This window comes from Massilia sp. TS11 (genome assembly GCF_022012445.1).
GTDB lineage: Bacteria > Pseudomonadota > Gammaproteobacteria > Burkholderiales > Burkholderiaceae_D > Telluria.
Genome location: NZ_JAKLTS010000007.1, coordinates 224,790 through 250,287, shown reverse-complemented (window position 1 = coordinate 250,287; position 25,498 = coordinate 224,790). Strand labels below are relative to the sequence as shown.

24 protein-coding genes are annotated in these 25,498 nt (G+C 65.2%); 11 read left to right on the top strand and 13 right to left on the bottom strand.

Annotation, left to right across the window (positions count from 1 at the left end):
* Window positions 1-166: 166 nt before the first annotated feature.
* From LZ005_RS13215 to LZ005_RS13200, 4 genes are all read right to left on the bottom strand, one after another.
* Window positions 167-787 carry a hypothetical protein gene (locus LZ005_RS13215; protein WP_237808538.1) on the bottom strand — a complete coding sequence of 207 codons (621 nt, stop codon included), beginning with the start codon at window positions 785-787 and terminating at the stop codon, window positions 167-169.
* A gap of 98 nt (window positions 788-885) precedes the next feature.
* Entirely contained in the window at window positions 886-3,186 is a 2,301-nt protein-coding gene (locus LZ005_RS13210; RefSeq protein WP_237808537.1) for an AAA family ATPase, read from the bottom strand.
* A 475-nt stretch (window positions 3,187-3,661) separates the two neighbouring features.
* On the bottom strand, window positions 3,662-4,219 hold the full coding sequence (locus LZ005_RS13205; protein WP_237808536.1) for an outer membrane beta-barrel protein: 558 nt from the start codon (window positions 4,217-4,219) through the stop codon (window positions 3,662-3,664).
* A 128-nt stretch (window positions 4,220-4,347) separates the two neighbouring features.
* Window positions 4,348-4,938 (bottom strand): alpha-ketoglutarate-dependent dioxygenase AlkB, encoded by a 591-nt coding sequence (locus tag LZ005_RS13200; RefSeq protein ID WP_237808535.1) that lies wholly within the window; start codon window positions 4,936-4,938, stop codon window positions 4,348-4,350.
* Window positions 4,939-4,979: 41 nt separating this feature from the next.
* Here LZ005_RS13200 and LZ005_RS13195 point away from each other — a divergent pair, with 41 nt between their 5' ends.
* Window positions 4,980-5,558: a molybdopterin-dependent oxidoreductase gene (locus tag LZ005_RS13195; RefSeq protein ID WP_237808534.1), complete on the top strand. Its 579-nt coding sequence runs from the start codon at window positions 4,980-4,982 to the stop codon at window positions 5,556-5,558.
* Here the strand turns inward: LZ005_RS13195 and LZ005_RS13190 are convergent, their stop codons facing one another.
* The 9 genes from LZ005_RS13190 to LZ005_RS13150 all read right to left on the bottom strand — a co-directional run bounded on the left by LZ005_RS13190 (window position 5,559) and on the right by LZ005_RS13150 (window position 13,669).
* Window positions 5,559-5,921 carry a hypothetical protein gene (locus LZ005_RS13190; RefSeq protein ID WP_237808533.1) on the bottom strand — a complete coding sequence of 121 codons (363 nt, stop codon included), beginning with the start codon at window positions 5,919-5,921 and terminating at the stop codon, window positions 5,559-5,561. It abuts the gene before it with no gap.
* Between the two features lie 147 nt (window positions 5,922-6,068).
* Window positions 6,069-6,578: a GNAT family N-acetyltransferase gene (locus LZ005_RS13185; RefSeq protein WP_237808532.1), complete on the bottom strand. Its 510-nt coding sequence runs from the start codon at window positions 6,576-6,578 to the stop codon at window positions 6,069-6,071.
* Between the two features lie 22 nt (window positions 6,579-6,600).
* Window positions 6,601-8,427 carry a glycosyl hydrolase family 18 protein gene (locus tag LZ005_RS13180; RefSeq protein ID WP_237808531.1) on the bottom strand — a complete coding sequence of 609 codons (1,827 nt, stop codon included), beginning with the start codon at window positions 8,425-8,427 and terminating at the stop codon, window positions 6,601-6,603.
* Window positions 8,428-8,670: 243 nt separating this feature from the next.
* Window positions 8,671-9,522: a Rossmann-like and DUF2520 domain-containing protein gene (locus tag LZ005_RS13175; RefSeq protein WP_237808530.1), complete on the bottom strand. Its 852-nt coding sequence runs from the start codon at window positions 9,520-9,522 to the stop codon at window positions 8,671-8,673.
* The gene (locus LZ005_RS13170) at window positions 9,522-10,100 is read right to left on the bottom strand and encodes a DUF924 family protein (protein ID WP_237808529.1); all 579 of its coding nucleotides are present in this window, start codon (window positions 10,098-10,100) and stop codon (window positions 9,522-9,524) included. Before LZ005_RS13170 ends, LZ005_RS13175 begins: the two co-directional genes overlap by 1 nt.
* Window positions 10,101-10,102: 2 nt before the next feature.
* Entirely contained in the window at window positions 10,103-10,846 is a 744-nt protein-coding gene (locus LZ005_RS13165) for an MgtC/SapB family protein (RefSeq protein ID WP_237808528.1), read from the bottom strand.
* Window positions 10,847-10,856: 10 nt separating this feature from the next.
* Entirely contained in the window at window positions 10,857-11,114 is a 258-nt protein-coding gene (locus tag LZ005_RS13160) for a hypothetical protein (protein WP_237808527.1), read from the bottom strand.
* A complete protein-coding gene (locus LZ005_RS13155) occupies window positions 11,111-12,907 on the bottom strand; it encodes an aminopeptidase P family protein (protein ID WP_237808526.1) in 1,797 nt (598 codons plus the stop codon). Before LZ005_RS13155 ends, LZ005_RS13160 begins: the two co-directional genes overlap by 4 nt.
* A gap of 75 nt (window positions 12,908-12,982) precedes the next feature.
* Window positions 12,983-13,669: a Crp/Fnr family transcriptional regulator gene (locus tag LZ005_RS13150; protein WP_237808525.1), complete on the bottom strand. Its 687-nt coding sequence runs from the start codon at window positions 13,667-13,669 to the stop codon at window positions 12,983-12,985.
* A 134-nt stretch (window positions 13,670-13,803) separates the two neighbouring features.
* On the opposite strand from LZ005_RS13150, the gene LZ005_RS13145 reads away from it, so the two are divergent.
* The 10 genes from LZ005_RS13145 to LZ005_RS13100 all read left to right on the top strand — a co-directional run bounded on the left by LZ005_RS13145 (window position 13,804) and on the right by LZ005_RS13100 (window position 25,448).
* Window positions 13,804-15,750: an AMP-binding protein gene (locus tag LZ005_RS13145; RefSeq protein ID WP_373889330.1), complete on the top strand. Its 1,947-nt coding sequence runs from the start codon at window positions 13,804-13,806 to the stop codon at window positions 15,748-15,750.
* 1 nt (window position 15,751) lies between these two features.
* The gene (locus LZ005_RS13140) at window positions 15,752-16,567 is read left to right on the top strand and encodes an ABC transporter ATP-binding protein (protein ID WP_373889329.1); all 816 of its coding nucleotides are present in this window, start codon (window positions 15,752-15,754) and stop codon (window positions 16,565-16,567) included.
* 9 nt (window positions 16,568-16,576) lie between these two features.
* Window positions 16,577-17,473, top strand: a complete 897-nt coding sequence (locus tag LZ005_RS13135) for a branched-chain amino acid ABC transporter permease (RefSeq protein WP_237808545.1) — start codon at window positions 16,577-16,579, stop codon at window positions 17,471-17,473.
* 3 nt (window positions 17,474-17,476) lie between these two features.
* On the top strand, window positions 17,477-18,535 hold the full coding sequence (locus LZ005_RS13130; protein ID WP_237808522.1) for a branched-chain amino acid ABC transporter permease: 1,059 nt from the start codon (window positions 17,477-17,479) through the stop codon (window positions 18,533-18,535).
* A gap of 25 nt (window positions 18,536-18,560) precedes the next feature.
* On the top strand, window positions 18,561-19,862 hold the full coding sequence (locus LZ005_RS13125; protein ID WP_237808521.1) for an ABC transporter substrate-binding protein: 1,302 nt from the start codon (window positions 18,561-18,563) through the stop codon (window positions 19,860-19,862).
* A 4-nt stretch (window positions 19,863-19,866) separates the two neighbouring features.
* Window positions 19,867-20,673, top strand: coding sequence for an ABC transporter ATP-binding protein (locus LZ005_RS13120; RefSeq protein ID WP_237808520.1), 807 nt, complete (start codon window positions 19,867-19,869; stop codon window positions 20,671-20,673).
* Window positions 20,670-21,023: an MmcQ/YjbR family DNA-binding protein gene (locus LZ005_RS13115; protein WP_237808519.1), complete on the top strand. Its 354-nt coding sequence runs from the start codon at window positions 20,670-20,672 to the stop codon at window positions 21,021-21,023. Before LZ005_RS13120 ends, LZ005_RS13115 begins: the two co-directional genes overlap by 4 nt.
* A gap of 22 nt (window positions 21,024-21,045) precedes the next feature.
* Window positions 21,046-22,305: a phenylacetate--CoA ligase family protein gene (locus tag LZ005_RS13110; protein ID WP_237808518.1), complete on the top strand. Its 1,260-nt coding sequence runs from the start codon at window positions 21,046-21,048 to the stop codon at window positions 22,303-22,305.
* Between the two features lie 73 nt (window positions 22,306-22,378).
* Window positions 22,379-22,966, top strand: coding sequence for a hypoxanthine-guanine phosphoribosyltransferase (locus tag LZ005_RS13105; RefSeq protein ID WP_237808517.1), 588 nt, complete (start codon window positions 22,379-22,381; stop codon window positions 22,964-22,966).
* 145 nt (window positions 22,967-23,111) lie between these two features.
* Window positions 23,112-25,448: a bifunctional diguanylate cyclase/phosphodiesterase gene (locus LZ005_RS13100; protein ID WP_237808516.1), complete on the top strand. Its 2,337-nt coding sequence runs from the start codon at window positions 23,112-23,114 to the stop codon at window positions 25,446-25,448.
* The last annotated feature ends 50 nt before the right edge of the window (window positions 25,449-25,498 follow it).

Below are 25,498 nucleotides of genomic sequence, written 5' to 3'. Positions count from 1 at the left end.
CGGGTCACCCCGCCGTTGCCGAAATCGAGCCAAATATACGCAGCCCCTTCTGCCCCGCCCCCTTGACCCACGTTTGCCTCCTCCCTTGAGAAACAAAAAACCCGCATAAAGCGGGCTCTTGGGTATTGTTGGTTTAGCGGCAAAGGCAAAAGTCTTCCTACCTTTATTAGAAGTAGCCTCCAAACCTTCTTGATCGCAGGTCCTCATGAACCTCGGTCAGCGACCATTCAGGCAGGTTTTTTCCGTTTGTTTCAAAACCGCCCAACCTATATCTATTTTCACCCAAGACGAGCTTACACGGAATAAGGAGAGCTTCAATTAAGGCCACATCACTTGGCTTAGGATCAATAAGGGCGTGATGGGCAGAAATCTTATTTCGCCATTCCTTGATAGCAGAACCGTTTAACACAGAATCTGAATATTTCAACGAGTAATCTTTAAAAGCAGCAGGATCTCCGCTTAAATTAGACAGGCTCAAATCTCTCTTCACAAGCCCGCACAAAACCCCATTTAATCTTATGAAATTCATCAATGCGACAGCATACCAATGAAATCGAGGCTCAATCAAAAACAACTTATCATTAAACGCTTTAAAAACTGAAACGCCCTTACCGTAACTTTTAAGCTCTTCTTGTTCTTTAAGCTCTTCAGCCTTAACGCTGTCATATATCTGAGCCAACCCGCATGCCATTGATTGCAGGGTCCCCAAATGATTATGAAACTCTTGCCGCAGCGGATTTGAAAGATCATCAGGAATATCGACCTGAAGCACGTCATCAATTCTCATCTAAAGCCCTCACAGTCATTTTTCAGTCAACAAAAGCAGCGGGGGAAACCTAGCAGGCAAGAAGACCGCCATAGCGTTCATGCCGCCGCTGCCGCTTCCTATGCCGTCAAATCGGCTGCCCCTTTTGCCCCACCATCTTGGTCCTCGATTCCTGGCACCTCCGCCGCAGCTGCCATTGGTTCTTCAAGCTCGACGTAGGCATCGCCCATCATCATCTTGTAATGGGCTTCATGGTCCGACAGCTTGAAGATCAAATGGAAGACCTTCATGTAGCTGCCGACCGCGCCTTGATTAAGGCTCACAAAAATGTCGTCCTGGGCATAGTGCGAACCGTCATTCACCCACGACAGAAGGCTGTTGCAGATCATTTGGTCTTTGCCCGGCAGACTCGCGCAAATGTTCCTCGGCTCTATGCCCCCGAAGAACTTGAAGTAGTTCTCGAGGATTCTGCGCATGACGTTTTGAATGTTTAGGAGAGACGGACTCGGATTCTTCACCTCCGACCAAAGCAGCTCATACGAAGTCCTGATCGGGTTGCCTTCATGCTTCTCCAGCTTCGACTGCTTGGCCGGCTTGCGCACGACCCAAAACGTCTCATCTTTGAGAGCCTTGTCCGTCCGGGAGTTGTTGAAAGATACTTCCTTATGGAAATAGACGTTGTGAGTCAAAACGAAAACTTGCTTGATCAGGCTCGACCCGCTGCGCGCTTCATCGAACACCTTTTTGATGAGGCTCCCGACGATGAACAAAATCTCACTATCCAAGCTCGACACCGGGTCATCAAACACCACCACCCGATCCGTGTTGATCCCGCTTTCCGTGTCGCTGCCTTTGAGCAAGTGGTAGAAATACAGGAAGGTCACGAAGGTTTTCTCCCCTTCGCTCAGCGTCTCCTTGGCGTCCGTCTTGTCCTCCCGGATCAGCTTATATGACTTGCCGTCGTCTGCCATCGCCAGAGCAAAGCCGTGGAAACCAAAAGAGGCAAGCAAGGCATTGATCGCATCAATCGTCGGCCTAACGCTCGTGGTCTGCTTTTCTAGCTCCCGAATGGCTGCGTCCCTAGTCCGAGCCTCTTGGCCGAACGTGTCTATCTTGTCCTCAATCGACTTGATAGTTCCTTCCAGCCCAGCCTTCTTGGTCTTGTAATCGCCATAGGCTGCGCCAAGGTCCACTTCCACCAGGTGCTTCCAGACCTCCGAAATCAGTTTGGCTTTTTCCTTCGCGATATTTTTTACCAGATCGTTGTGCTCGGCGACCTTTTTGTTGGCTTCCGAAATCAATCCTTCAATGGCGGAAGCAAGGTTCCCGACCGATTCCAGCTCAAAAATCTGGCTAGGCTCCTTGCTCTTCTTGATCAGTTGCTGCACATTCAGCCGCAGCTTAGCTTCCAGCAAGTCCCTTTCGCTCTTGAACTTCGCGGCATCCAGAAACTTGGAGGGGGCCGCCAATATTTGCCCAAGCTCTTGCAGAACGCGGTCAGTGTCGGTTGTGTAGTTGTCGAGCAACGCCGCGATGGCTTTGCTGTCCCGCTCGAACGACTCGTTGAAATACTCGCTGAGGCTCTTTTCAAACGCCTCGTCTGTCTTTTGCTGGCAGAAGGGGCAAAAACTTTGGTTTGCCTCGTAGTAGCGTCGACCTTCCCTCACCCAATCGCTGTTCCCGAGCTTCTTGATCATCTCGGCGATATTCACGTCTTCCTTACCGATGACTCTGGTTTTGATGATCGGGTCGGCCTCGTATCCCAGCAAGGCGGCAAAGCGGACCTCGGGCACTACCGGCGCCTCGCTGAGAGCCTTCCCGAAAATCGTCTCGGCCCTCTTGTGCAGCTGGTCCAAGGGTACGGCCGCTGACTTGTTGGAGTCTGCTTCCTGAAGCACCTTAGCCTTGAAGTCTTTCTTGCTGTTTCTGAACCCCTCAAACGCATGGGAAAGCTTCTCTTTATGTTTCCCAAAGGCCTCCCAGCAACGTTCCTGAAAGGCGGCTTCCAACTCCGCCAAATCGCCGCGCTTTCCTCGCGTAGCGCCGCCATCCCCGTCAAGAACCTTTTTGAGCTCAGCCACCTTCTCTTTGTAGCTGTCGGCTTCTTCCTTCTTTGCTTTGATCTCTTCTTGAACCTTGACCTGCTTTTCGCCGAGAGTGAAGACACCTTTGAGTTCGGCTGACCGGCTGAAATTGCGCTCCACAAAATCCCGGTTATAGACCAACGCTTGGATCGGACGCCCGTCCTTCCAAGCAACACCGCACGAGGCATACCCCGCCCCATCGGCAATCACCCGGCTGATCGTCGTCTTGCCTGTGCCGTTGGTTCCGAAGATGAAATTTATGCGTCTGAGCGGTCCCAGAACCTCGGGCTGATCACCGTAGGTCGCCGTCTTAGAAAGGGAAATGGTCTCGATCATTCTGATGTCGCCCTTCTCTGCTCTTGAAATTGGCATCACAATATGCCGATTGCATAGAGATTAAACCTACAATCGGTTTAACGGAAGACTATGAATAATCGTCCAAAACACCCAATGTACCCCTTACTTAGGAAGTCCCCAGAAAAAATTCACCCACCGATGCAGGTGAATATTGCCTCAACCATTGTTCGGCGATACTCAAAAACAATTGCAGCTAGGTCTTCTATCTAACCTGAGTTAGCCTTACCAAGAAAGTTGCCAAAATGTCGTTGCCGCAGACTGCGACACCGCGTAGCAAAGGCCTTTGGAGACAAATGACGGTTAGCAGGAATACGAAGCCGACAAGAAGAAACGTCTGGGCGAGGAAGGGGCCAAGCCCAAGCGCATCCGCTACAAGCCGCTCAGCCACTAAGCGGCGCCCCAAAGGAAAAGGCCGGTCCAGGGACCGGCCTTTTTTACATCGGTAACGCGGGAGTTAGAAAGCGAACTTCACGCCGGCGCTCCACACGTCCGGCTTGGCGCCGACGGCGGTCTTGGTGCCATAGCGCTCGTATTCGAGGTTCAGCGCGACTTGCTTGTTCAGCGCGAACTCGGCGCCCAGGCCACCGTAGGCGCGGGTGTTGCTGTCGCTGGTGTTGAGTGCGCCCGAGACGCTGTTCTTCACGCGGGTCAGGCCCAGCTTGCCGTAGACATTGACGGTGTCATTCACCGGCACCGAGTACTTGCCGGCCACGTAGAAGGCATGGCCATCGGACTCGGCAAACTTGCTGGCCGTGCCGGCCGTGTAGTTGTAGGTCGACTTGGCGAAATCGGTGTAGCCGGCTTCCAGGGCCACGTTCTTGTCGAAGTTGTAGCCGCCGAAGATCTTGCCCGAGGCCTTGTAGCCGGTCGAGCCCATATTCGAGGCGCCGGCGATGTCGGCATTGTGGTCCACGGTGGCGACACCCACGCCCACATAGGCGGTGCCCGGTTCAGCAGCGTGAGCGGAGAAAGCGAAAGCGGCGGCGATCAGTGCAAAGACAGTCTTTTTCATAGCGAATCCTTGTTCGTATTGTTACGTCCTGGATCGCAATTCCCAATGAATCGCGATTGGTGACACGATATCAAACAAGTTTTCGCACGTCCGTGCGGAAACCGTAAGAACGGTAAGAAAATGTAAGCTCAGCGAATCAGACGGAAAGTCAGGTTCAGGCGCGGGCCGAGGGCGCGCGTGGCCTTGTGGATGCCGTGCTGCCAGTGCTGCTGCAGCGGGCCGGCCATCAGCAGCAGGTCGCCGTCGGCCAGCGGCAGGCGCAGAGTCTGGCCGCTGCGCTTGTGGCGCAGCACGAAGCTGCGCGTGGCGCCCAGGCTGAGCGAGGCGATCTGCGGCATCGGTCCGAGCTCGGGCTCGTCGTCGCTGTGCATGCCCATGCTGTCGCGCTGGTCGCGGTAGTAGTTGAGCAGCACGCTGTTGAAGGCCAGGCCGGTGGCCGCCTCCACGCTGGCGCGCACGGCCTGCAGCAGGGGCGTCCACGGCTGCGGCGCCAGGGCCAGGCCCGAATAGGTGTAGCCGGCGTCGCCATACCAGGCCGTCAGACGCGGCTGCAGATGGCGGCGGCCGAACACCAGGATCGACTCGGCGCGCCAGGGCGTCTCGGCCTGCAGGCGCGCGAACAGTTCGGCGCTGGGCAGCGGCAGCGCAAACGCGCGCCACAAAATCAGTTCCCCGTCCTGCACAGGCAGGCGTTCGGGGCCGGATGCAAACAGGTCCATTCTTGTTATGATGACAGAATTGCCAAGCAAGGAGACGCCCGATGGACAAACGCCAGTTTCTCACCGCCAGCGCGCTGGCCAGCCTGACGCCGGCACTCGCCAGCGCCGCCCCGCGCGCGCGCGGCCCGATCCTGCTGACCATCAGCGGCGCGATCGGCAAAAGCAACCGCGGCGCGCTCAATCCCCATTTCGACCAGCTGCTGCTCAAGCAGCACCAGAATTTCCAGAAGGCTTTTACCTTCGACGCCGACGCCATCCTCAGCCTGCCCTACTTCCAGATCCGGCCGACCCTCGAGTACGACAACAAGGTGCACACGGTACGCGGCCCGCTGCTGGTGGACGTGCTGAAGGAGGCCGGGGTGCCGGCCACCAGCAATGGCAAACTGGTGTTGCGCGCGATCGACGGCTTTGCCGCCCAGATCAGCCTGGCGCAGGCGCGCGCCCAGCGCTTTATGGTGGCCACCCATCTGGACGAGCAGCCGCTCGCGCTCGGCGGCCTGGGGCCGCTGTGGGCCGTCTATGATGCCGACCGCGTGCCCGAGATGGCCGCGCAGCCGGTCGCCGACCGCTTCGGCCAGTGCCCGTGGGGGCTGTACCACATCGAGGTCAGTGCGGCCTGATCAGGCGTAGGCTTCGGCCAGGGTCATCACGCGCGGGGCGATCTGCACGCCGACGCCGGCGAACAGCTGCTCGATGGCGGCCATCCAGGCCTCGCGCTCTTCATTCTTCCAGCCCTGGAACAGGTCGGTGCCGGGTTTCTGGAAATGCAGATCGAGCACCTTGCCCTTGTCCTTGTGGGTGTAGGCCTGGCGGTGGGTATTCTCGAAGCCCAGCTTGGCCAGCGCTTCGAGCACGGCCGTGGGCGGATTGTCCGGATCGGTAGCCATGTAAATCCCGAAGGTTTTGCCGGGCGGCTTGGCGGCCACGTCCACCTCGTAAATACCGGGGGCCTTGAAAGTAGACGTACTCTTCAGAAACAACATGATTGCTCTCCTTGCTCCACGCTACCACCAGTGTGCTTTAGATGATTTTCTTGAGAAAACACTGGAGCAGCAAGATTATTGCCTTTTACGGCATTTGTCACTCTATCCTGAGAACAATTTGTATCGCGGCGGAATAAACCCGCGGTTTCACACCGCTTCCGGGCGCAACCAGCCCATGGCCACATCATCCTCGAGCTGACCGAGCGGATTGCGGATCCGTTGACGCAAGCGCCCCTCCTCGACGAAGCCGAGCGCGCGGTACAGGGCCTGGGCGCGCGTATTCGAGGCGCGCACCATCAGTTCGACCCGGCCGATATGGGGGTAGTCGCGGACGATGGTGGCGAGCAGGGTCTGAAACAGCTGACGCCCGAGGCCGCAGCCCTGGGCCGCGGGCGCAATGGCGATCGTCAGATCGCCGAGTACGCTGGAGAAGCAGGCCAGACCGGCCGGGGCGCAATGGATCTCGCCGACCACCCGGCCAGCGGACACGGCCACCAGCTCCAGGCCGCCGGCAGCGGCGCGCGCCATGAACCCGGCCACATAGTCGGGCGACACTTCATCGGGAGATCGAGCGATGCCGCCGGGCACCGCCGCCACCTCGCGATACAGGGCGAGGATGGCGTCGGCGTCGGCGGGAGAGGCGGGGCGTATCTGCATACGCCCCATTCTAACGCGGCAATTAGCGGCTGGCGCAGAAACCGATGCTGCTGTTGCTGGCGCCGGCGGCCAGGTTCGGGTTCCAGTCCGGGCCGGCCAGGGTGATGCTGGCCCCGCTCTGGGTGAACTTGCCGTTCCACAGGTTCTGAACCGTGCCCTGCACCGGCAGGCTGATCGACCAGTTATTGATCGCCACGCTGCTGCTATTGGCCACCTTGATCGAGGCGCAGTAGCCGCTGGTCCAGTCGCTGGTGATCGTCACCGAGCCGCTGAGTGCACCTTCCGGCACCGGCGCCGGCGGCGGCGGGGCCTTGGGCGGACGGTTGGCGCAGAAGCCGGCCGTGCGCGGTTCGCCCGGATAGACGACGCGGTTCCATTCCTGGCCCGCGACGCTGAGCTTGCCGTCCGCCACCGTGAACACCGCGTTCCAGCTATTGGCCACCGTATCGCTGAACGGGAAGCTGACATTCCACTCGCCCGCCATCTGGCCCTCGTTATTGACCACCACGCTGGCGCAGTAGCCGCTGCCCCAGTCGCTGCTGATGTTCATGGTCGAGGTGATGATGGCCGGGGTCGGCGGCGGCGGCGGCGGCGGGCCTTCGCCCGGAGCGCTCGGATCGAGGAAGGCCTTCTTCACGGCCGCCATCAGCGGATTGTTGACGCCATCGGTGGTGCCATAGTTGAGCACCCAGACGATGGTGCCGCCCACGCCCGCGTTCGGCGCGGTCGACAGCGCCCAGGCGCCCTTGGCGGCGATACTGGTCGGGTCTTCATAGCTGAGGTAGCCCGAGGTCGGACGGCCCTCGACCGCATAGCCGCCCGGATAGGTGCGGTAGGCGTTCTGGGTGGCGGCGTCCCAGTGGTACTCACCATTGCTCAGGTAGCCATACTTGGCCAGCTTGTTGTAGCTCCAGGTGTAGTCGTTGACGCTCCAGGTGTCCATCGGATAGCCGTCGGTCGACTTGCCGGGCGCGCTGAACGGCGGCTTGTAGTTCATGCCATAGAAGCCGATGCCCATGCCAATCTTGCTACGCGGGATGCCCGCGTCGACATAGGCCTGGACCGAGGAGGCGATGTCCATCGGGCGCTGCGGGTTCTGGCCGGTCAGCGGCGCGAACACCGTGCTCTGCCAGCCCATGCCGAACCAGCCCATGCCGTAGCTCATCAGGTTGAACTGATCGACCATGGCGGCCAGGCGCACCGAGTGGGCCGAGACGCGGTCGATATTGGTGTTCAACATGCCGGCCGGATAGGTGATCAGGAAACCCGACTGGGCCCAGCGCGGGTGGGCGTTGGCGGCCGCGCGCAGGTCGGCCACCAGGGCTTCGAGCAGGTCCTGGTCCGAGGTGGTGGTGACGTTTTCCCAGTCGACGTCGATACCGTCGTAATCATGGGCGGCCAGGTAATCGATTAGGTTCTTGACGAACAGCGGGCGCACGTCCGGCTGGGTGGATTTGGTAAAGCCCGGGCCATCGCCTTCGCCGCCCAGCATCAGCAGGGCTTTGACGTTATTGGCGTGAGCGCGCGCGATCATCCAGTCTTCGACGGTCTGGTTAGGCGCACCCGGACCGACCGATTTCATCGACTGGGCGGTGCCGCCGCCCGGCATCACCTGGCCCGGCTGGCCGCCCATCTGGCCGCCGCCCGGGCCGACGCGGGCGAACACGAAGTGCGTCATGGCGGTGAAGTCGACATACTGGGGTTGCTGGTATTCCGGGTTATCCCAGAAATAGGAGCCGTAGTAAGCCGTCACCCACTTACCAGTGGGGGCGGCTTCGACACAGAGGGGTGCGGCCGTCACACCGGCGGCCAGCACCAGGGCGGCAAGGCGCCTGAGCGAAATTCTCATAGTGGTCAATTCCCGTTTCGTTATTGGACTGACCGGTACTGCGACGTCGATCCAGCACCGGCTGAACCCAGTCTAACTTTCCATACGGAAATTTTGTACCGAATATTTGTCGGGAATTGTCATCAAATTGTCACGCCAGAAAAATCGGGGTCAGACCCCATTTATCCAACGCGCAATTTTCTTTGCCGGACAGATAAATCGGGGTCAGACCCCATTTATCTGGGGCGCAAGTTTGGCTGGGCCTCAGGCGCCTTTGTTGCCGTCCGGGGAAATTGGGGTCTGACCCCGATTTCGCCGTGCGGCAAGATCTTGGGTGGCGGCGGCGAGCGCGGCGTAGAGCGCGCCGCTGGGGGCGTCCCAGGCGCTGACGGCGGCCTGCTGGCGCGCTACCGTGGCCAGGTCGCCGCGCGCGATCGGGCCGCTGAGCGCAGCCTCGGGACCGAGACGCAGTACGTTGGCCAGGGTCTCGCTCGCCAGCGGGGCGGCCAGCGCCCGTGCGACCTCGGGCGCGATCCCGGCCGCCGCGTAGGCGCGCAGGGCCGCGTCCATCACGGCGACAAGGTAGTTGGAGGCGAACACGGCCGCCGCGTGGTAGACGGTCTTGGCCGCGGTGTCGATCGGCACCGGGCGGGCGCCGATTGCTTCCAGCGCCGGCGTCAGCACGGCCAGCGCGGCGGGCGCGCCTTCGATGCCGACGTAGGTGCCGGCGAACTCGGCCGCCACGCGCGCCGGATCGGCGAAGCTGCGGATCGGGTGCGCGCTGGCACAGTGGGCGCCATTGAGCGCAGCCAGCTCGGCCGCGGTCTTGGCGCCGCTGCAATGGAACACGGTGGCGCCGGCGGCGCGCGCGCCGAGGGCGGCCGCCACGCCGGCGATCTGGTCATCGCCGACCGCCACCAGGATCACCTCGGCTGGACGCAGCGCATCCAGGCTGGCGACACCACGCCCGGCGCCGATGAAGGCGACGGCGGCGTCGGCGCTGGCGGCGCTGCGGGTCAGCACGTCCTGCACCGTGAACACGCCGTGCTCATGGAACAGCTTGCCGAGCACACGGCCGACGTGGCCGGCCCCGATCAGGTTCAGGCGCGCGCGCATCAGAAACCGGACCCGGGCTGGGCCAGGTAGGCCAGTTCGTCCGCGCTCGAGGCGCGCCCGAGGATGGCGTTGCGGTGCGGGAAGCGGCCGAAGCGGGCGATCACGCCGCGGTGGCGGTGCGCGTAATCGAGCGCGCCCGCCAGGCTCGGATCGGCCTCGGCCAGGGCGCTGAACAGGGCCACCGACTGCGCCTGCATGGCGGCGCTTTCCGCATGCTCGAACGGCAGGTAGGCGAACCAGCGCTGCAGCGGCGTGAGCGCGCGGTCGGCCCCGCTGGCGACCAGGGCCTGGGCCGCGGCCAGCGCCAGCGTGTCGCCGGCGAAGGCGGCCGCCGTGTCGCGCCCGGCGTTGCGCGTGAACTGGTCGAGCACGATGATGCGCGCCAGCGCGCCGCCCGGGCCTTGCGCATCCCAGTCGCGCAGGCCGCCGTTGACGGCCTGGCTGATGGTCGGCCCGAATTGGTTGCGGATGCTGGCGTCGAAGGCGGGGTCCTTGCGGAACCATTCGGCGCGCTGCTGGCCGTGGCGCGGATCGGCCGCCGGCAGGAACCAGAAATCGAGGACGTCCTGCGGCTGCATGCTCAGTTCCTCGCGTGCGCGACCTGGTAGCCGTCCACGCCCTCGAGCAGGCGCAGGGCGTTACCGAGTTCGCTCAGGGTGGCGCAGTGGTGGCGCGACAGGGCCTGGCAGACGAAGCGCCATTCCTGCTGCTTGCCGTCGGCGCTGATATTGAGCGAGCCGAGGGCGATCTCGTAGCCGTGGTCGAGCGCGAAAGCGCGCATCTGCGCCTCATCGGGAATGACCCCGTGGCCGAAGCGGATCATGATGGCGACCGCATGCCGGCGCGGCAGCATCACTTCGAGCGAGGGCAGGCCGATCATGGCGATCGCGCTGGCGCAGGCCAGCGAAATGGCGGCCAGGTAGAAGTTCAGGCCGACCAGCACGCCGATCACGGAGGCCGCCCACAGCGAAGCCGCGGTCGACAGGCCGCTGATGTTGAAGCCCTCGCGCATGATCACGCCGGTGCCGAGAAAGCCGATGCCGGTAACGATGCCCTGGATGATGCGGGTCGGGTCGGCCGCGGCCGACGCGGGCAGACCGCCGCCGAACCACATGCCGGGGAAGCCGGCGATGATGGTCAGCGCGCACGAGGCCATGCACACCAGGCCATAGGTGCGCATGCCGGCCGCGCGCCCGTGGTAGCTGCGCTCGTAGCCGACCAGCAGGCCCAGGGACAGGGCCCCGAGCAGGTTCATCACGATGATGGTGTTGGCGAACAGCTCGCGCTCGGACCAGTAGGTGGTGAGTGTCTCGATCGTGGGCATCGGCGGCCTCTCAGTCTTGGGTTTTGCGCAGCTGGCGCTCGAATGCGCGGTCATGCTTGCTGACGCGCTTTTCCGCCTGCGGTCCGAGCTTGTCGACGTAGGCGACAAACTCGTCCAGCTCGAGCGGCGCGTGCAGCGGCGCGGCGTCCGGATGTTCGCTCAGCTGGAACAGGCCGGCGCCGGTGATCGTCATGCTCCAGTCACTCTGGCCGGTGCGCCGCTTGAGGCGCTCGACGGCGCTGCTGGCGCGGGTGGAACGGGCGCTCACAGGGCCTCCGTACGTTGTTCGAGCCAGGCGCGCGCGGCCCCGTCCACATGCGGCAGCAGGCGTGCGCGCACGCTGGCGTGGTAGGCGTTGAGCCAGTCGATTTCGTCCTGGCGCAGCAGGCTGCGCTCGATCAGGCGGGTGTCGATCGGGCACAGGGTCAGGGTCTCGAAGGCGAGGAAGTCGCCGAATTCGGTCTGGCCGGCGGCCACCGTCAGCACCAGGTTCTCGATCCGGATGCCCCAGCGCCCGGGGCGGTACAGGCCCGGCTCGTTGGAGGTGATCATGCCCTCTTCCAGCGCCGTTTCGGGCGTCGCCAGGGCGGCCGGCGAAATCGACTGCGGCCCTTCGTGCACATTCAGGAAGTAGCCGACCCCGTGGCCGGTGCCGTGGCCGTAGTCGGCGCCGGCCGCCCACAGCGGCGCGCGTGCGATCGCGTCGAGCATGGGCGAGCGGGTCGCGCGCGGGAAGCGCGCCACCGACAGCGCGATCATGCCCTTCAGGACCAGGGTGAAGTCGCGCCGCTGCGCGGCGCTGGCCTGGCCGACCGCGACCACGCGCGTGATGTCGGTGGTGCCGCCCAGGTACTGGCCGCCGGAGTCGATCAGCAGCAGGCCGTCGGCATTGATGGTAGCGGCCGTGGCCGGATGGGCGCGGTAGTGGATCACCGCGCCATTGCTGTTAAAGCCGGCGATGGTGGAAAAACTCGGGCTGATGAAGCCGGGCCGCGCCACGCGCAGCGCCAGCAGCTGGTCGGCGATATCCGTTTCGCGCAGGGTGCAGGCCGCCGGCCTGGCCAGCTGCGGCTCGAGCCAGGCGAAGAAGGCGCACAGCGCGGCGCCGTCCTGCTCCATGGTGGCGCGCACGTTGGCGATGTCGGCCGCGCTCTTGCGGCTCTTGGCCAGGGTGCTCGGATTGAGCGCCTCGATCACGCGCATGGCGGCCGGCACGCAGTCGCGCAGGCCGGCCGTGATGCGGCGCGGGTCGATCAGCAGGGTCTCGTCCGGATCGAGCGCGCCGACGGCGGCAGCGGCCGCGCCATACGGCGCCAGACGCACGCCGTCGGCGGCCAGACGCGCCTGCAGCTCGGGCGCCAGCTTGGCCGCCTCGACGAACAGGGTGGCGCTGTCGGCGCCCAGCAGCAGATGGGCGCAGAACACCGGGTTGTAAGCGATGTCGCTGCCGCGCAGATTCAGCAGCCAGGCGATGTCGTCGAGGGTCGACACCAGATGGCGCGTGGCGCCGGCCGCCGCCATTGCCGCGCGCACCTGGGCCAGCTTGGCGGCGCGCGTCAGGGTCGCGTAAGGGGCCGCGTGCTCGAATACGGGGGCGGCCGGCAGGCCGGGGCGCGCGGGCCAGATGGCGTCGAGCAGGTCCAGATCGGTGCGCAGACTGATGCCGCGCGCGGCCAGGGTCTGGCGCAGCTGGCGCGCCACGGCCAGGCCGAGCACATTGGCGTCGACGGCGGCCACCTGACCCGGCTGCAGATGGGCGGCCAGCCAGTCGATGTATTGCAGGCTGGCGCCGGAGCTGAGCTTCATCAGCTCGATGCCGCTGCCGGCCAGCTCGGTTTCGGCCTGGGTCCAGTAGCGGCCATCGGTCCACAGGCCGGCATGCTCGGCGCACACGATCAGGGTGCCGACCGAGCCGGTGAAGCCGCTCAGCCACTCGCGCCCCTGCCAGCGCGGCGGCAGGTATTCGGACAGGTGCGGGTCGGAGGCCAGCACGAGGCAGGCGTCGATGGACTGGGCGCGCATGGCGGCGCGCAGCGCAGCCAGCTTGTCGGGGGTCGTCATACTTCTTGGCTAAGGAATGGGATGCGGATGGAAGCGATCATACGCGCTTGGGGCGCGAGATGCGAGGGCGCGCGCTCAGGCCTGGAAGTGGCGCAGGCCTTCCAGATCGAGCACGCGGATGCCGCCGTAGTCGAGCCGCACCAGGCCTTCTTTTTCCAGCAGCTGCAGGGCCTGATTGGCGCGCTGGCGCGAGGCGCCCGACAGATAGCCGACCTCCTCCTGCGAAATCTGCACGAGGGTGCCGATGCCCGGATACAGGTGGGAGTTGAACATCGCGGCCAGGCAGCGCGCCACGCGCGTGTCGACGTCGAGCAGGCGGTCATGCTCGACCTGGCCGATGAACTGGCCGAGCCGCTCGTTCAGCTGCACCAGCAGAAAGCGCGTGAACGGCAAGCTGTGCTCGAGCAGCCATTCGAAGGTGGCGCGCGGCATGCGCGCAATGCGCGAGTCGCGCAGTGCGATCACGTCGTATTTGCGGGTGTCGTCCTTGAGCAGCGAGCCTTCGCCGAACCAGCCGCCGGTCGGCACCCCGGTGAAGGTGACGCTCTTCCCGGACGGGGAGAAGTTGTTCATCTTGACCAGGCCCTCGATGATGCCGACCCAGTTCTCGATGGCCTCGCCCTTGCGGCAGACGAAGCCGCCCTTGGGCACGAACTGCTCGAAGCAGGTGGCCTCCACGCGCGCCATTTCGGCGGGCGTCAGCACCTGGCCCCAGATGGTGGCGCGCAGGTGCTCGATCAGGGTCGGTGTGGGCTGGTCCATTGGTGCGTCGCACAATCGAAAGTCGGGCAATTGTCGTCTGGATGACAACTGCGGAAAAAAACGCAGGCTAATATTGATCCAACAAATCCGCGCCATTGTACTGTCTGCAGGGCGCAGGAAAACAAGAGGGGACAGTGGTGGAGACAAAACAGCAGACCTTCCCCCGGTGTCTGCTCGCCCACGGCACGGTGCGTGGCGAGCGGCCGGCCTTTCGCGAGAAGTATCTCGGCATCTGGCAGGCCTGGACCTGGGGCCAGGTGAACGCCGAAGTGCGCGCCCTGGCCTGCGGCCTGGCCGCGATCGGCTTCCGGCGCGGCATGCACCTGGCGATCATCGGCGACAACCGCCCGCGTCTGTACTGGGCGATGCTGGCGGCCCAGGCCCTGGGCGGCGTGCCCGTGCCCCTGTACCAGGACGCGCCGGCGGCCGACATGGCCTTCGTGCTCGACAACGCCGAGATCCATTACGCCATCGTCGAGGACCAGGAGCAGGTCGACAAGCTGCTCGAACTGCGCGCCGCCAATCCGGCCCTGGCCCACATCATCTACGAGGACGAACGCGGCATGCGCCACTACGCCCAGCCGGGGCTGCAGTCGTATGCGCAGCTGCAGGCCCTGGGGCGCGCGCACGACGCCGCCCACCCGGATTTCTACCTGGCCGAAGTGGCGGCCGGCCAGGCCAGCGACCCGGCCATCATCCTCTACACCTCGGGCACCACGGGCAAGCCGAAAGGCGTGGTGCAGTCGCATGCGGCGCTGCTCGCGGCCGGCGCCGGCGGGGTCGGCTTCGACCAGCTGAGCGAGCGCGAGGACGTGCTGTCCTACCTGCCGATGGCCTGGGTCGGCGACTGCCTGTTCTCGCTGGCGCAGGCGATGACGGCCGGCTTCACCGTCAACTGCCCGGAGTCGGGCGAGACGGTGATGACCGATATGCGCGAGATCGGCCCGACCTATTATTTCGCCCCGCCGCGCGTGTTTGAAAACCTGCTGACCCAGGTGATGATCCGGATGGAGGACGCCAGCCGCATCAAGCGCGCGATGTTCGACTATTTCATGGCGGTGGCGCGCCGCGTCGGCGCCGATATCCTCGACGGCAAAGCGGTGCCGGCCGGCGAGCGCCTGCGCTATGCGCTCGGTAATCTGCTGGTCTACGGGCCGCTGAAAAATGTGCTCGGCATGAGCCGCATCCGCGTCGCCTACACGGCCGGCGCGGCCATCGGGCCCGACCTGTTTCGCTTCTACCGCTCGATCGGCGTCAATCTCAAGCAGCTGTACGGCTCCACCGAAACCTGCGCCTACGTCTGCCTGCAGCCGGACGGTCAGATCAAGTTCGACAGCGTGGGCCTGCCCGCGCCCGGCGTCGAAGTGCGCCTGGCCGACAACGGCGAGGTCCTGGTCAAATCGCCGGCCACCATGGACGGCTACTACAAGCGCCCCGACGCCACCGCCGAAGTGATCGACGCCCAGGGCTACTTCCACACGGGCGACGCCGGCATGTTCGACCACGAGGGCCACTTGCGAATCATCGACCGCGCGGCCGACGTCGGGCGCCTCAACCAGGGCGCCATGTTCGCCCCCAACTACATCGAGAATAAGCTCAAGTTCTTCCCCTTCATCAAAGAGGCGGTCGCCTTCGGGCATGGGCGCGACATGGTCTGCGCCTTCATCAATATCGACATGGAGGCGGTTGGCAACTGGGCCGAGCGGCGCGGCATCGCGTATGCGGGCTATACCGACCTGGCCGGCAACAGCGCCACCTATGAGCTGATCCGCGAATGCGTCGAGAAGGTCAATGCCGACCTGGCCGGCGAGGACCTGATGGCGGCCACCCAGGTGCAGCGCTTCCTGGTGCTGCACAAGGAGCTCGACCCGGACGACGACGAGCTGACGCGCACGCGCAAGGTGCGCCGCAAGTTCATCGCCGACAAATACGCGCTGCTGATCGAGGCTCTGTACAGCGGCAAGAGCTCGCAGTTCATCAGCACCGAAGTCAAGTTCGAGGACGGGCGGCGCGGCAGCATCAGCGCCGACCTGCGCATCGTCGACGCGCGCAGCTTCGCTGCGGTCGGAAAGGCGGCCTGAGATGGACATGCACAATCCGCACGCCCTGCACGCGCCCCAGCGCACGATCGGCGAGGTGATCCTCGACCTGCGCCATATCTCGCTCTCGTTCGGCGGCGTGCGCGCCCTGACCGACATTTCCTTCGACGTGCGCGAGCACGAAATCCGCGCCATCATCGGGCCGAACGGCGCCGGCAAGAGCTCGATGCTGAATGTGATCAATGGCGTGTACCGCCCGCAGCAGGGCGAGATCGCGCTGCGTGGCCAGGTGCGCCGGAATATGGACTGCCACGCGGCCGCCAAGGCCGGCATCGCGCGCACCTTCCAGAATATCGCCCTGTTCAAGGGCATGAGCGTGCTCGACAACATCATGACGGGCCGGAACCTGATGATGAAGTCGCACTTCCTGCTGCAGGCCCTGTACTGGGGCCCGGCGCGGCGCGAGGAGATCGCCCACCGCGCGCGCGTCGAGGAGATCATCGACTTCCTCGAGATTCAGGCGATCCGCAAGACGCCCGTGGGGCGCCTGCCGTATGGCCTGCAAAAGCGCGTCGAACTGGGGCGCGCGCTGGCGGCCGAGCCGCAGATCCTGCTGCTGGACGAGCCGATGGCCGGCATGAATGTCGAGGAAAAGCAGGACATGTGCCGCTTCATCCTCGACGTGAACGACCAGTTCGGGACCACCATCGTGCTGATCGAGCACGACATGGGCGTGGTGATGGACATCAGCGACCGCGTGGTGGTGCTCGACTACGGCAAGAAGATCGGTGACGGCACGCCCGACCAGGTGCGCAGCAATCCGGATGTGATCAACGCCTATCTGGGAAAGACGCATTAAGCCATGAACATCAACTTCTTCTTCGAAGTGCTGATCGGCGGCCTGCTGTCGGGCGTGATGTATGCGCTGGTGGCGATCGGCTTCGTCCTGATCTACAAGGCCTCCGGCGTTTTCAACTTCGCCCAGGGGGCGCTGGTGTTCTTCGCCGCCCTCACCTGCACCGGCATCATCGACAAATTCGGCGTCTCGCTGTGGGTGGCGCTGCCGGCCACCATCGCGGTGATGGTCGTGTGCTCGGTGCTGATCGAGCGGGTGGTGCTGCGGCCGCTGGTCAACCAGCCCGACATCGCCCTGTTCATGGCCACCATCGGCCTGTCCTTCTTCCTCGAAGGCCTGGCCCAGCTGATCTGGGGCTCGCAGGTGCGCAAGCTCGAACTGCCGATCGAGGACGTGCCGATCGACTTCCTGCTCACGCGCTACAACATCATCGTCTCGCAGTTCGACATGACGGCCGCTGCCATCTGCGCGCTGCTGGTGGTGTCGCTCGCCCTGTTCTTCTCGCGCACCCGCATCGGGCGCGCCCTGCGCGCCGTGGCCGACGACCACCAGGCCGCGCTGGCGGTCGGCATTCCGCTCCAGCATATCTGGGCCGTCGTGTGGTCGGCGGCCGGGCTGGTGGCCCTGGTGGCGGGCCTGCTGTGGGGGGCGCGCAACGGGGTCCAGTTCGCGCTCACCTTCGTCGCCCTGAAGGCGCTGCCGGTGCTGATCCTGGGCGGCTTCACCTCGGTGCCGGGCGCCATCGTGGGCGGCCTGATCATCGGCGCCTCGGAGAAAATGGCCGAGGTGTATATCGGCCCGCTGGTGGGCGGCGGCATCGAGGGCTGGTTCCCGTATGTGCTGGCCCTGGGCTTCCTGCTGGTGCGGCCGGAAGGCCTGTTCGGCGAAAAAATCATCCGGAGGATCTGAGCCATGTTCTATCGTGAAGCCGGCCAGTTCAAGACCAGCTATGAGGCCGATGGCCAGATTTTCCCGATCCGCCAGGACCGCATCGCCTTTGCCGTCCTGCTGGCCGTGGCCCTGCTCGTGGTGCCGGCGCTGGCCAGCCCCTATCTGCTGTCGGCGATACTGATTCCCTTCCTGATTTTCGCCCTGGCCGCGCTCGGCCTGAATATCCTGACCGGCTATGCGGGCCAGCTCTCGCTCGGCACCGCCGCCTTCATGGCGGTCGGCGCCTTCGGGGCCTATAACTTCATGGCGCGCGTGCCCGGCATGCCGGTGCTGCTGGCCTTTGTGCTGGGCGGGGTGTGCGCGGCCCTGGTCGGCATCGCCTTCGGCCTGCCTTCGCTGCGCATCCGCGGCTTCTATCTGGCCGCGGCCACGCTGGCCACCCAGTTCTTCGTGGTCTGGTGCCTGACCAAGATCGGCTGGCTGACCAACTACTCGTCCTCGGGCGTGATCACGGCGCAGAAGATCGAGATCCTCGGCTATGCCTTCGACACCCCGGCGCGCAAATACGTGCTGGTGCTGCTGCTGGTGGCGGTGCTGGCCCTGCTCGCCAAGAACCTGATCCGCTCGAATGTGGGGCGGGCCTGGATGGCGGTGCGCGACATGGACGTGGCGGCCGAAGTGATCGGCTTTCGCCTGATGCGCACCAAGCTGCTGGCGTTTGCCGTCAGCTCCTTCTACTGCGGGGTGGCGGGCGCCCTGTATGCGTTCGCCTACCTGGGCACGGTCGAACCCGAGGCCTACAACCTCGACCTGTCCTTCCGCATCCTGTTCATGATCATCATCGGCGGGGTCGGCTCGGTGCTCGGCTCCTTCCTCGGCGCCGCCTTCATCGTGCTGCTGCCGGTCGGTCTGAATATCGTCGCCCACGGCGCCGGCCTGCCCACCAGCGTCGCCTCGAACCTCGAGCTGATGGTGTTCGGCGCGCTGATCATCTTCTTCCTGATCGTCGAGCCGCACGGACTGGCGCGCCTGTGGCAGATCGCCAAAGACAAGCTGCGCCTGTGGCCCTTCCCCCATTAATCACCACGCATAACAAGGAGACAGCATGAAACACGTGAAGATCGCCCTGCTCACCGCCGCCCTGTGCGGCGCCTTCGGCACGGCCCTGGCGGCCGACCAGTTCGTCGCCCTGCCCTCCTACCGCGTCGGTCCGTATGCGGCCGGCGGCAGCGGCTTTTATGGCGGCATGATCGACTACTTCAACCTGGTCAACGCGGCCGGCGGCGTGAATGGCGTGAAGATCAGCTGGGAAGAGTGCGAGACCGAATACAACCCCTCGCGCGGGATCGAGTGCTACGAGCGCCTGAAGACCAAGAGCGGCGGCGCCACCGCCGTCGAACCGCTGTCGACCGGGATCGCCTACGGGGTGCTGGACCGGCTGGCGGCCGACAAGGTGCCGATGACGACGCTCGGCTACGGCCGCTCGGACGCCGCCAACGGCAAGGTCTTCCCCTACGTGTTCCCGCTGATTACCAGCTACTGGAACCAGGCGGCCGGCATGGTGCGCTACCTGGGCGAGAAGGCCGGCGGCATGGAGAAACTCAAGGGCAAGAAGATCGTCCACCTCTACCACGACTCGGCCTTCGGCAAGGAGCCGCTGCCGGTGCTGGAAGCGGAAGCGGCGAAATGGGGCTTTGAGCTGATCAAGATTCCGGTGGCGCCGCCGGGCAGCGAGCAGCAGTCGCAGTGGCTGCAGATCCGCCAGGCCAATCCCGACCACGTGATTCTGTGGGGCTGGGGCGTGATGAATTCGGTCGCGATCAAGACGGCCCAGCGCAATGGCTTCCCGCGTGAGAAGATGCTGGGCGTCTGGTGGGCCGGTTCGGAAGAAGACACGGTGCCGGCCGGCGACGCCGCCAAGGGCTATACGGCGATGACCTACAACACCCCCGGCAATTACCCGCTGCTCGACGAGATCCGCAAGAAGGTCTACGACGCCGGCAAGGGCAATCTGGTCGACCGCAACCGCATCGGCCACATCTACCACCTGCGCGGCGTCACGGCCGGCATCCTGTGGGTCGAGGCGATGCGCAAGGCCCAGGAAAAATTCGGCAAGGGCAAACCGGTCAACGGCGAGCAGATGCGCTGGGGCCTGGAGAACCTCGACATCAGCGAGGCGCGCCAGAAGGAGCTGGGCGCGCTCGGCATGTTCCCGCCCGTGAAGACCAGCTGCGACGACCACGAAGGCTCGGGCGCGGTCAAGGTCCAGCAGTGGGACGGCAACAAGTGGGTGGCCATCACGCCCAACTGGGTGATCGGCGACAAGGCCCTGACCAAGAAGCTGATCGACGAATCCTCGGCCAAGTACGCAGCCGAGAAGAAGATCACGCCGGCCTGCCAGAAGTGATGCCATGAGCGCCCCGGTCCTGGCAGTCAATAACGTCGAGGTCATCTACGACCATGTGATCCTCGTGCTCAAAGGCGTCTCGCTGCAGGTGCCGCAGGGCGCCATCGTGGCCCTGCTGGGCGCCAACGGGGCCGGCAAGTCGACCACCCTGAAGACCATCTCGACCCTGCTGCGCGGCGAGCGCGGCGAGGTCACCAAGGGCGAGGTGCTGTTCAAGGGCGAACGGGTCGACCAGCTGACCCCGAACGCCCTGGTCACGCGCGGCCTGGCCCAGGTGATGGAGGGGCGCCACTGCTTCGCCCACCTGAGCATCGAGGAGAACCTGCTGACCGGGGCCTTCACCCGCAAGGACGGGCGCGCCGCCGTACGCCAGTCGCTCGAACGGGTCTACCACTACTTCCCGCGCCTGCGCGAGCGCCGCCACAGCCTGGCCGGCTACACCTCGGGCGGCGAACAGCAGATGTGCGCGATCGGGCGCGCCCTGATGGCGCGGCCCAGCATGATCCTGCTGGACGAACCCTCGATGGGGATCGCGCCCCAGATCGTGGAGGAGATTTTCGAGATCGTGCGCGACCTCAACCGCAAGGAGGGCGTGTCCTTCCTGCTGGCCGAGCAGAACACCGCGATCGCCCTGCGCTACGCCGATTTCGGCTACATCCTGGAGAACGGGCGCGTGGTGATGGAAGGCGCGGCGGCCGACCTGGCCGATAACGCCGACGTCAAGGAGTTCTACCTGGGCGTGGCCGGCGCCGAGCGCAAGAGCTTCCGCGACATGAAGTTCTACCGGCGCCGCAAACGCTGGCTGGCATGAAGCGCGAACAGGCCCTGGCCGTGTGCCGCGCCCTGCCCGGCGCGACCGAGGACATCAAGTGGCAGGACCAGCTGGTGTTCAGCGTCGGCGGCAAGATGTTCGCCCTGGCCAGCCTGCAGGCGCAGGCCCAGAGCATGTCGTTCAAGGTCGAGCAGGCACGCTTTCTCGAACTGAGCGACCGGCCCGGCATCGTGCCGGCCCCGTATCTGGCGCGCGCCCACTGGGTGCAGGTGCAGGATCTGCGCCGCCTGCCCGCGGCCGAAGGCGAGGCCCTGCTGCGCCGGGCCTGGGAGCTGGTGTTCGCCAAACTGACCCTCAAGGCGCAGGCCGCGATTCTGGCCGGCGTCTGAACCGCACACGCAAGGAGTTCCGATGCAGCAGACCACGCTCGACACCCTCGAAAGCCGCGACCCGCACGAGCGCGAGGCGGCCCTGATGGCGGCCCTGCCCGGGCTGGTGGCGCGGGCCCAGCGCGCGCCCGGCTGGGCGCGCATTCTGGCCGGCGTGGAGCCGGGCGCGATCGACCACCGCGCCGCCCTGGCCCAGCTGCCGGTCACACGCAAAAGCGAGCTGCATGCGCTGCAGCAGGCGGCGCCGCCGTTTGGCGGCCTGGCCGTGGCGGCGCCCGGCCAGCTGCGGCGCGTATTCATGTCGCCCGGGCCGATCTTCGACCCGGAAGGCGCGGGCCCCGACTACTGGCGTTTTGCGCGCCCCATGTACGCGGCCGGGATCCGCGCCGGCATGCTGGTGCAGAACTGCTTTGCCTACCACTTCACGCCGGCCGCGGCGATGGTCGAAGGCGGGGCCGCGCGCATCGGCGCGGCCGTGATACCGGCTGGCGCCGGCCAGACCGAGCTGCAGCTGCAGGCGCTGACGGCGCTGCGCCCGGCCGCCTATGTGGGCACGCCTTCCTTCCTGCGCATCATCGTCGAGAAGGCGCTCGAACAGGGCCAGGACATCTCCAGCCTGGAGCGCGCCGTGGTCGGCGCCGAAGCCCTGCCCGAATCGCTGCGCGCCTGGCTGCGCGCGCACGGCGTGCCGCATGTGTTCCAGACCTATGCCTCGGCCGATTGCGGCTCGATCGCCTACGAGACGGCGCACGAGGGCCAGATCCTGCCCGGCATGGTGCTCGACGAGGACGTGCTGCTCGAGATCGTGCGGCCCGGCTCGGGCGAGCCGGTGGCGCCGGGCGACATCGGCGAAGTCGTGGTCAGCGTCTTCAATCCCGACTATCCGCTGCTGCGCTTTGCCACCGGCGACATGTCGGCCCTGCTGCCGGCCGCGCCCTCGCCCTGCGGGCGCAGCAACCAGCGCATCCGCGGCTGGCTCGGGCGCGCCGACCAGACCACCAAGGTGCGCGCCATGTTCGTGCACCCGGCCCAGGTGGCGAATGTGGTGCGGCGCCATCCGCAGATCCTGAAGGCGCGCCTGGTGGTCAGCGGCCAGATGGCCAATGACGTGATGACCCTGCATTGCGAAGTGGCCGATCCGGCCGCCGAAGCGGCGCTGGTGCCGGCCGTGGTCGAGACCGTGCGCGAGATTACCAAGCTGCGCGCCGAGGTGGTGCTGGCCGCGCGCGGCAGCCTGCCGTCCGACGGCAAGGTGATCGAGGACGCGCGCGACTACACGTGACGCGCTGCAGCGTTGAGAAGCGCGCCCGGACTTGGGATAATGGAGGCCTTGCAGTCAACCCGGATTCGCCATCATGCATGAGTACCAGACCGAACGCGCGCGCGCCCTGATCGCGCATGCCCAAGAAATCGTCAGCCCCGCCGAGGTGCAGGCCGCCGTCCAGCGCGTGGCCGCCACCCTGAACGCGCGCTTTACTGCGGCCGGCGACGACTTTCCGCTGGTGTTGTCGGTCATGGGCGGGGCCGTGGTGTTCACCGGCCAGCTGCTGCCCCAGCTGGCCTTCCCGCTCGAATTCGACTACATCCACGTCAGCCGCTACGGCGACGAGGACCAGGGCGGCCGCGTGATCTGGAAGGTGATCCCGCGCTCGAATGTGGCCGGGCGCACGATCATCGTGGTCGACGACATCCTCGACGAAGGCGAGACCCTGGCCCACGTCAAGCAGCGCCTGCTCGACATGGGCGCGGCCGAAGTCATCATCGCCGTCTTCGCCGACAAGGCGATCGCGCGCGCCAAGCCGATCCAGGCCGACATCATCGGCCTGTCGATCCCCGACCAGTTCGTGGTCGGTTTCGGCATGGACGTGTACGGCTACTGGCGCAATCTGCCCGGTCTGTGGGCCATCCACCCCGACGATCTGAGCGCGCGCAGCGAGGCCTGAGGCGACGGCGGGATTCAAAATCTTTTGATTAATAACAAGAAACTAGCTGTTAAGTTTCTATAAATACCGAATAGAAAGTTTATTTGCGGCAAAAAATGCGCTACCCTCGACGGGAAGCCCTTGTTGTTCTTGCAGTTTTTTGCCCATGGATCCCAGCCGCCCCCTGCCTTTGCGTCATTTTCTCCGATCTCCCGCCGGGATCGTGCTGGTGTACGCCGTCTTCTCGCTGCTCTGGATCTTTCTGACCGGCCATCTGGTGCTGACCCGGCTGACCGACATCGCCACCATCGGCTTCGTCGAAAACCTGAAAGGCTTCCTGTTCGTGGTCGTCACCAGCGGCCTGCTGTACGGGCTGCTGCGCGCCTGGCAGGCCAAGGTCGACCAGGCGACCACGCGCATGCTGCGCCAGCAGGCCCGCCTCGAGCGCGTGCTGCGCGGCTCCAGCGACGGCTGGTTCGACTGGGACCTGGCCAGCGACCGCCTCTACTACTCGCCGCGCTGGATGGCCATGTTCGGCCTGCAGGCCGGCGATCTCGCGCCCGATTCGCGCGGCTGGCGCGGCATCACCCATCCGGCCGACCTGCCCGGCATCGACGCCCTGCTGCAGGAATCCCTGCGCGGCAGCGAGAGCACGGTCTCGTTCGAGGCGCGCGCGCGCCACAAGGACGGCCACTATCTGCCGATCCTGGTGCGCTATCTGATTTCGCGCGACGCGTCCGGCCAGGCCGTGAACGTGGCCGGCACCGTCACCGACCTGTCGGCCCAGAAGCAGGCCGCGCGCCGCCTGCACCAGGCCGCGACCGTGTTCGAGACCACGCGCGAAGGCGTGATGGTGACCGACCCGAACGGGCGCATCACCATGGTCAACAATGCCTTCACCGAGATCAGCGGCTACAGCGAGGCCGAAGTGCTCGGCAAGACCCCGGCCGTGCTCAGCTCCGGCCGCCATGACGCCGACTTCTACCGCGATATGTGGCGCGCCCTGGCCGAGAATGGCTACTGGTGCGGCGAGATCTGGAACCGGCGCAAATCGGGCGAGGTCTATCCCGAGATGCTGTCGGTATCGGCCGTGCGCGACGAGAACGGCGATGTGCTCAACTACGTGGGCGTGTTCGCCGACATCACCCGCATCAAGGATTCCGAGAGCCGGCTCGACTACCTGGCCCACCACGATCCCCTGACCGGCCTGCCGAACCGGCTGATGCTGCTGTCCACGCTCGAACACAGCATCAAGGCGGCCCTGCGCGAACACACGCGCGTGGCCCTGCTGATGCTCGACCTCGACCGCTTCAAGGACGTCAACGACAGCTACGGCCACGCCGTCGGCGACCAGCTGCTGATGCAGGTGTCCGAGCGCCTGCGCGCCTCGCTGCGCGAGATGGACACCGTGGTGCGCCTGGGCGGCGACGAATTCGTGATCGTGCTCGAGCGCCTGGCCCATCCGGAAGACGCCGGCCGCATCGCCAACGACATCATGCTGCGCATGGACCAGGGCTGGCGCCTGCCGAACGGGGTCGAAGTGCGCATCAATGCCTCGATCGGGATCAGCATGTGCCCCGAACATGGCAGCACGGCCGAACTGCTGCTGCAGCAGGCCGACGCCGCCATGTACCAGGCCAAGCAGGAAGGGCGCGCCTGCTTCCGCTACTTCTCGGCCCACCTGACCCAGGCCGCGCGCGACCGCATCGAGATCGAAGCGCGCCTGCACCAGGCCATCCTCAACGAGGCCCTGCGCGTCTACTTCCAGCCCCAGGTCGATTTCGCCAGCGGCCGCATCATCGGCGCCGAAGCCCTGGTGCGCTGGCACGACCCCGAGCAGGGTCTGATCACGCCCGACCGCTTCATCCCGGTGGCCGAGGCCTCGGGCCTGATCAGCGACATCGGCCGCTGGGTGCTCAATGCCACCTGCGTGCAGGGCCGGCGCTGGCTCGACGCCGGCCTGCCGCCGCTGACCCTGGCCGTGAATGTCTCGCCGCGCCAGTTCCTGCAGCAGGATATTCACGCGCTGGTCGAACAGACCCTGGCCGATACCGGCTTCCCGGCCGCCATGCTGGAGCTGGAACTGACCGAGAGCGCGCTGATGGAGCGCGGCGACACCGCGGCCGCCGTGCTGGCCGACCTGCGCCAGCTCGGCATCCGCCTCGCCATCGACGACTTCGGCACCGGCTATTCGTCGCTCGCCTACCTGAAGCGCTTCCCGGTCGATGTGCTGAAGATCGACCGCAGCTTCGTGATCGACCTGCCCGGCCAGCGCGACGACGCGGCGATTGCCGCCACCATCGTCAGCATGGGCCACACGCTCGGCTTCAAGGTGTTGGCCGAAGGGGTCGAGACGGAGGAGCAGCTGCGCTTCCTGCGCGATCAGGGCTGCGATATGTTCCAGGGCTACTACACCAGCCCGCCGGTGCCGGCCGAGCGTTTCGAGGCCCTGCTGCGCGCCCAGGGCGATGGCGCCAGCGCCAGCGAAGCGGCGCGCGCCTGAGTCCGCGATCCTGAACAGCGTCAGCGGGCCGGCATCGCGCTGCGGCGCCT

Bases quoted from the DNA above. Each gene is read 5' to 3' on its own strand.
- LZ005_RS13180 (WP_237808531.1), bottom strand. From the start codon at position 8,427: ATGAGAATTTCGCTCAGGCGCCTTGCCGCCCTGGTGCTGGCCGCCGGT.
- LZ005_RS13125 (WP_237808521.1), top strand. From the start codon at position 18,561: ATGAAACACGTGAAGATCGCCCTGCTCACCGCCGCCCTGTGCGGCGCC.
- LZ005_RS13185 (WP_237808532.1), bottom strand. From the start codon at position 6,578: ATGCAGATACGCCCCGCCTCTCCCGCCGACGCCGACGCCATCCTCGCC.
- LZ005_RS13210 (WP_237808537.1), bottom strand. From the start codon at position 3,186: ATGATCGAGACCATTTCCCTTTCTAAGACGGCGACCTACGGTGATCAG.
- LZ005_RS13130 (WP_237808522.1), top strand. From the start codon at position 17,477: ATGTTCTATCGTGAAGCCGGCCAGTTCAAGACCAGCTATGAGGCCGAT.
- LZ005_RS13170 (WP_237808529.1), bottom strand. From the start codon at position 10,100: ATGCAGCCGCAGGACGTCCTCGATTTCTGGTTCCTGCCGGCGGCCGAT.
- LZ005_RS13105 (WP_237808517.1), top strand. From the start codon at position 22,379: ATGCATGAGTACCAGACCGAACGCGCGCGCGCCCTGATCGCGCATGCC.
- LZ005_RS13200 (WP_237808535.1), bottom strand. From the start codon at position 4,938: ATGGACCTGTTTGCATCCGGCCCCGAACGCCTGCCTGTGCAGGACGGG.
- LZ005_RS13215 (WP_237808538.1), bottom strand. From the start codon at position 787: ATGAGAATTGATGACGTGCTTCAGGTCGATATTCCTGATGATCTTTCA.
- LZ005_RS13115 (WP_237808519.1), top strand. From the start codon at position 20,670: ATGAAGCGCGAACAGGCCCTGGCCGTGTGCCGCGCCCTGCCCGGCGCG.
- LZ005_RS13190 (WP_237808533.1), bottom strand. From the start codon at position 5,921: ATGTTGTTTCTGAAGAGTACGTCTACTTTCAAGGCCCCCGGTATTTAC.
- LZ005_RS13100 (WP_237808516.1), top strand. From the start codon at position 23,112: ATGGATCCCAGCCGCCCCCTGCCTTTGCGTCATTTTCTCCGATCTCCC.
- LZ005_RS13150 (WP_237808525.1), bottom strand. From the start codon at position 13,669: ATGGACCAGCCCACACCGACCCTGATCGAGCACCTGCGCGCCACCATC.
- LZ005_RS13120 (WP_237808520.1), top strand. From the start codon at position 19,867: ATGAGCGCCCCGGTCCTGGCAGTCAATAACGTCGAGGTCATCTACGAC.
- LZ005_RS13195 (WP_237808534.1), top strand. From the start codon at position 4,980: ATGGACAAACGCCAGTTTCTCACCGCCAGCGCGCTGGCCAGCCTGACG.
- LZ005_RS13205 (WP_237808536.1), bottom strand. From the start codon at position 4,219: ATGAAAAAGACTGTCTTTGCACTGATCGCCGCCGCTTTCGCTTTCTCC.
- LZ005_RS13155 (WP_237808526.1), bottom strand. From the start codon at position 12,907: ATGACGACCCCCGACAAGCTGGCTGCGCTGCGCGCCGCCATGCGCGCC.
- LZ005_RS13165 (WP_237808528.1), bottom strand. From the start codon at position 10,846: ATGCCCACGATCGAGACACTCACCACCTACTGGTCCGAGCGCGAGCTG.
- LZ005_RS13175 (WP_237808530.1), bottom strand. From the start codon at position 9,522: ATGCGCGCGCGCCTGAACCTGATCGGGGCCGGCCACGTCGGCCGTGTG.
- LZ005_RS13140 (WP_373889329.1), top strand. From the start codon at position 15,752: ATGGACATGCACAATCCGCACGCCCTGCACGCGCCCCAGCGCACGATC.
- LZ005_RS13110 (WP_237808518.1), top strand. From the start codon at position 21,046: ATGCAGCAGACCACGCTCGACACCCTCGAAAGCCGCGACCCGCACGAG.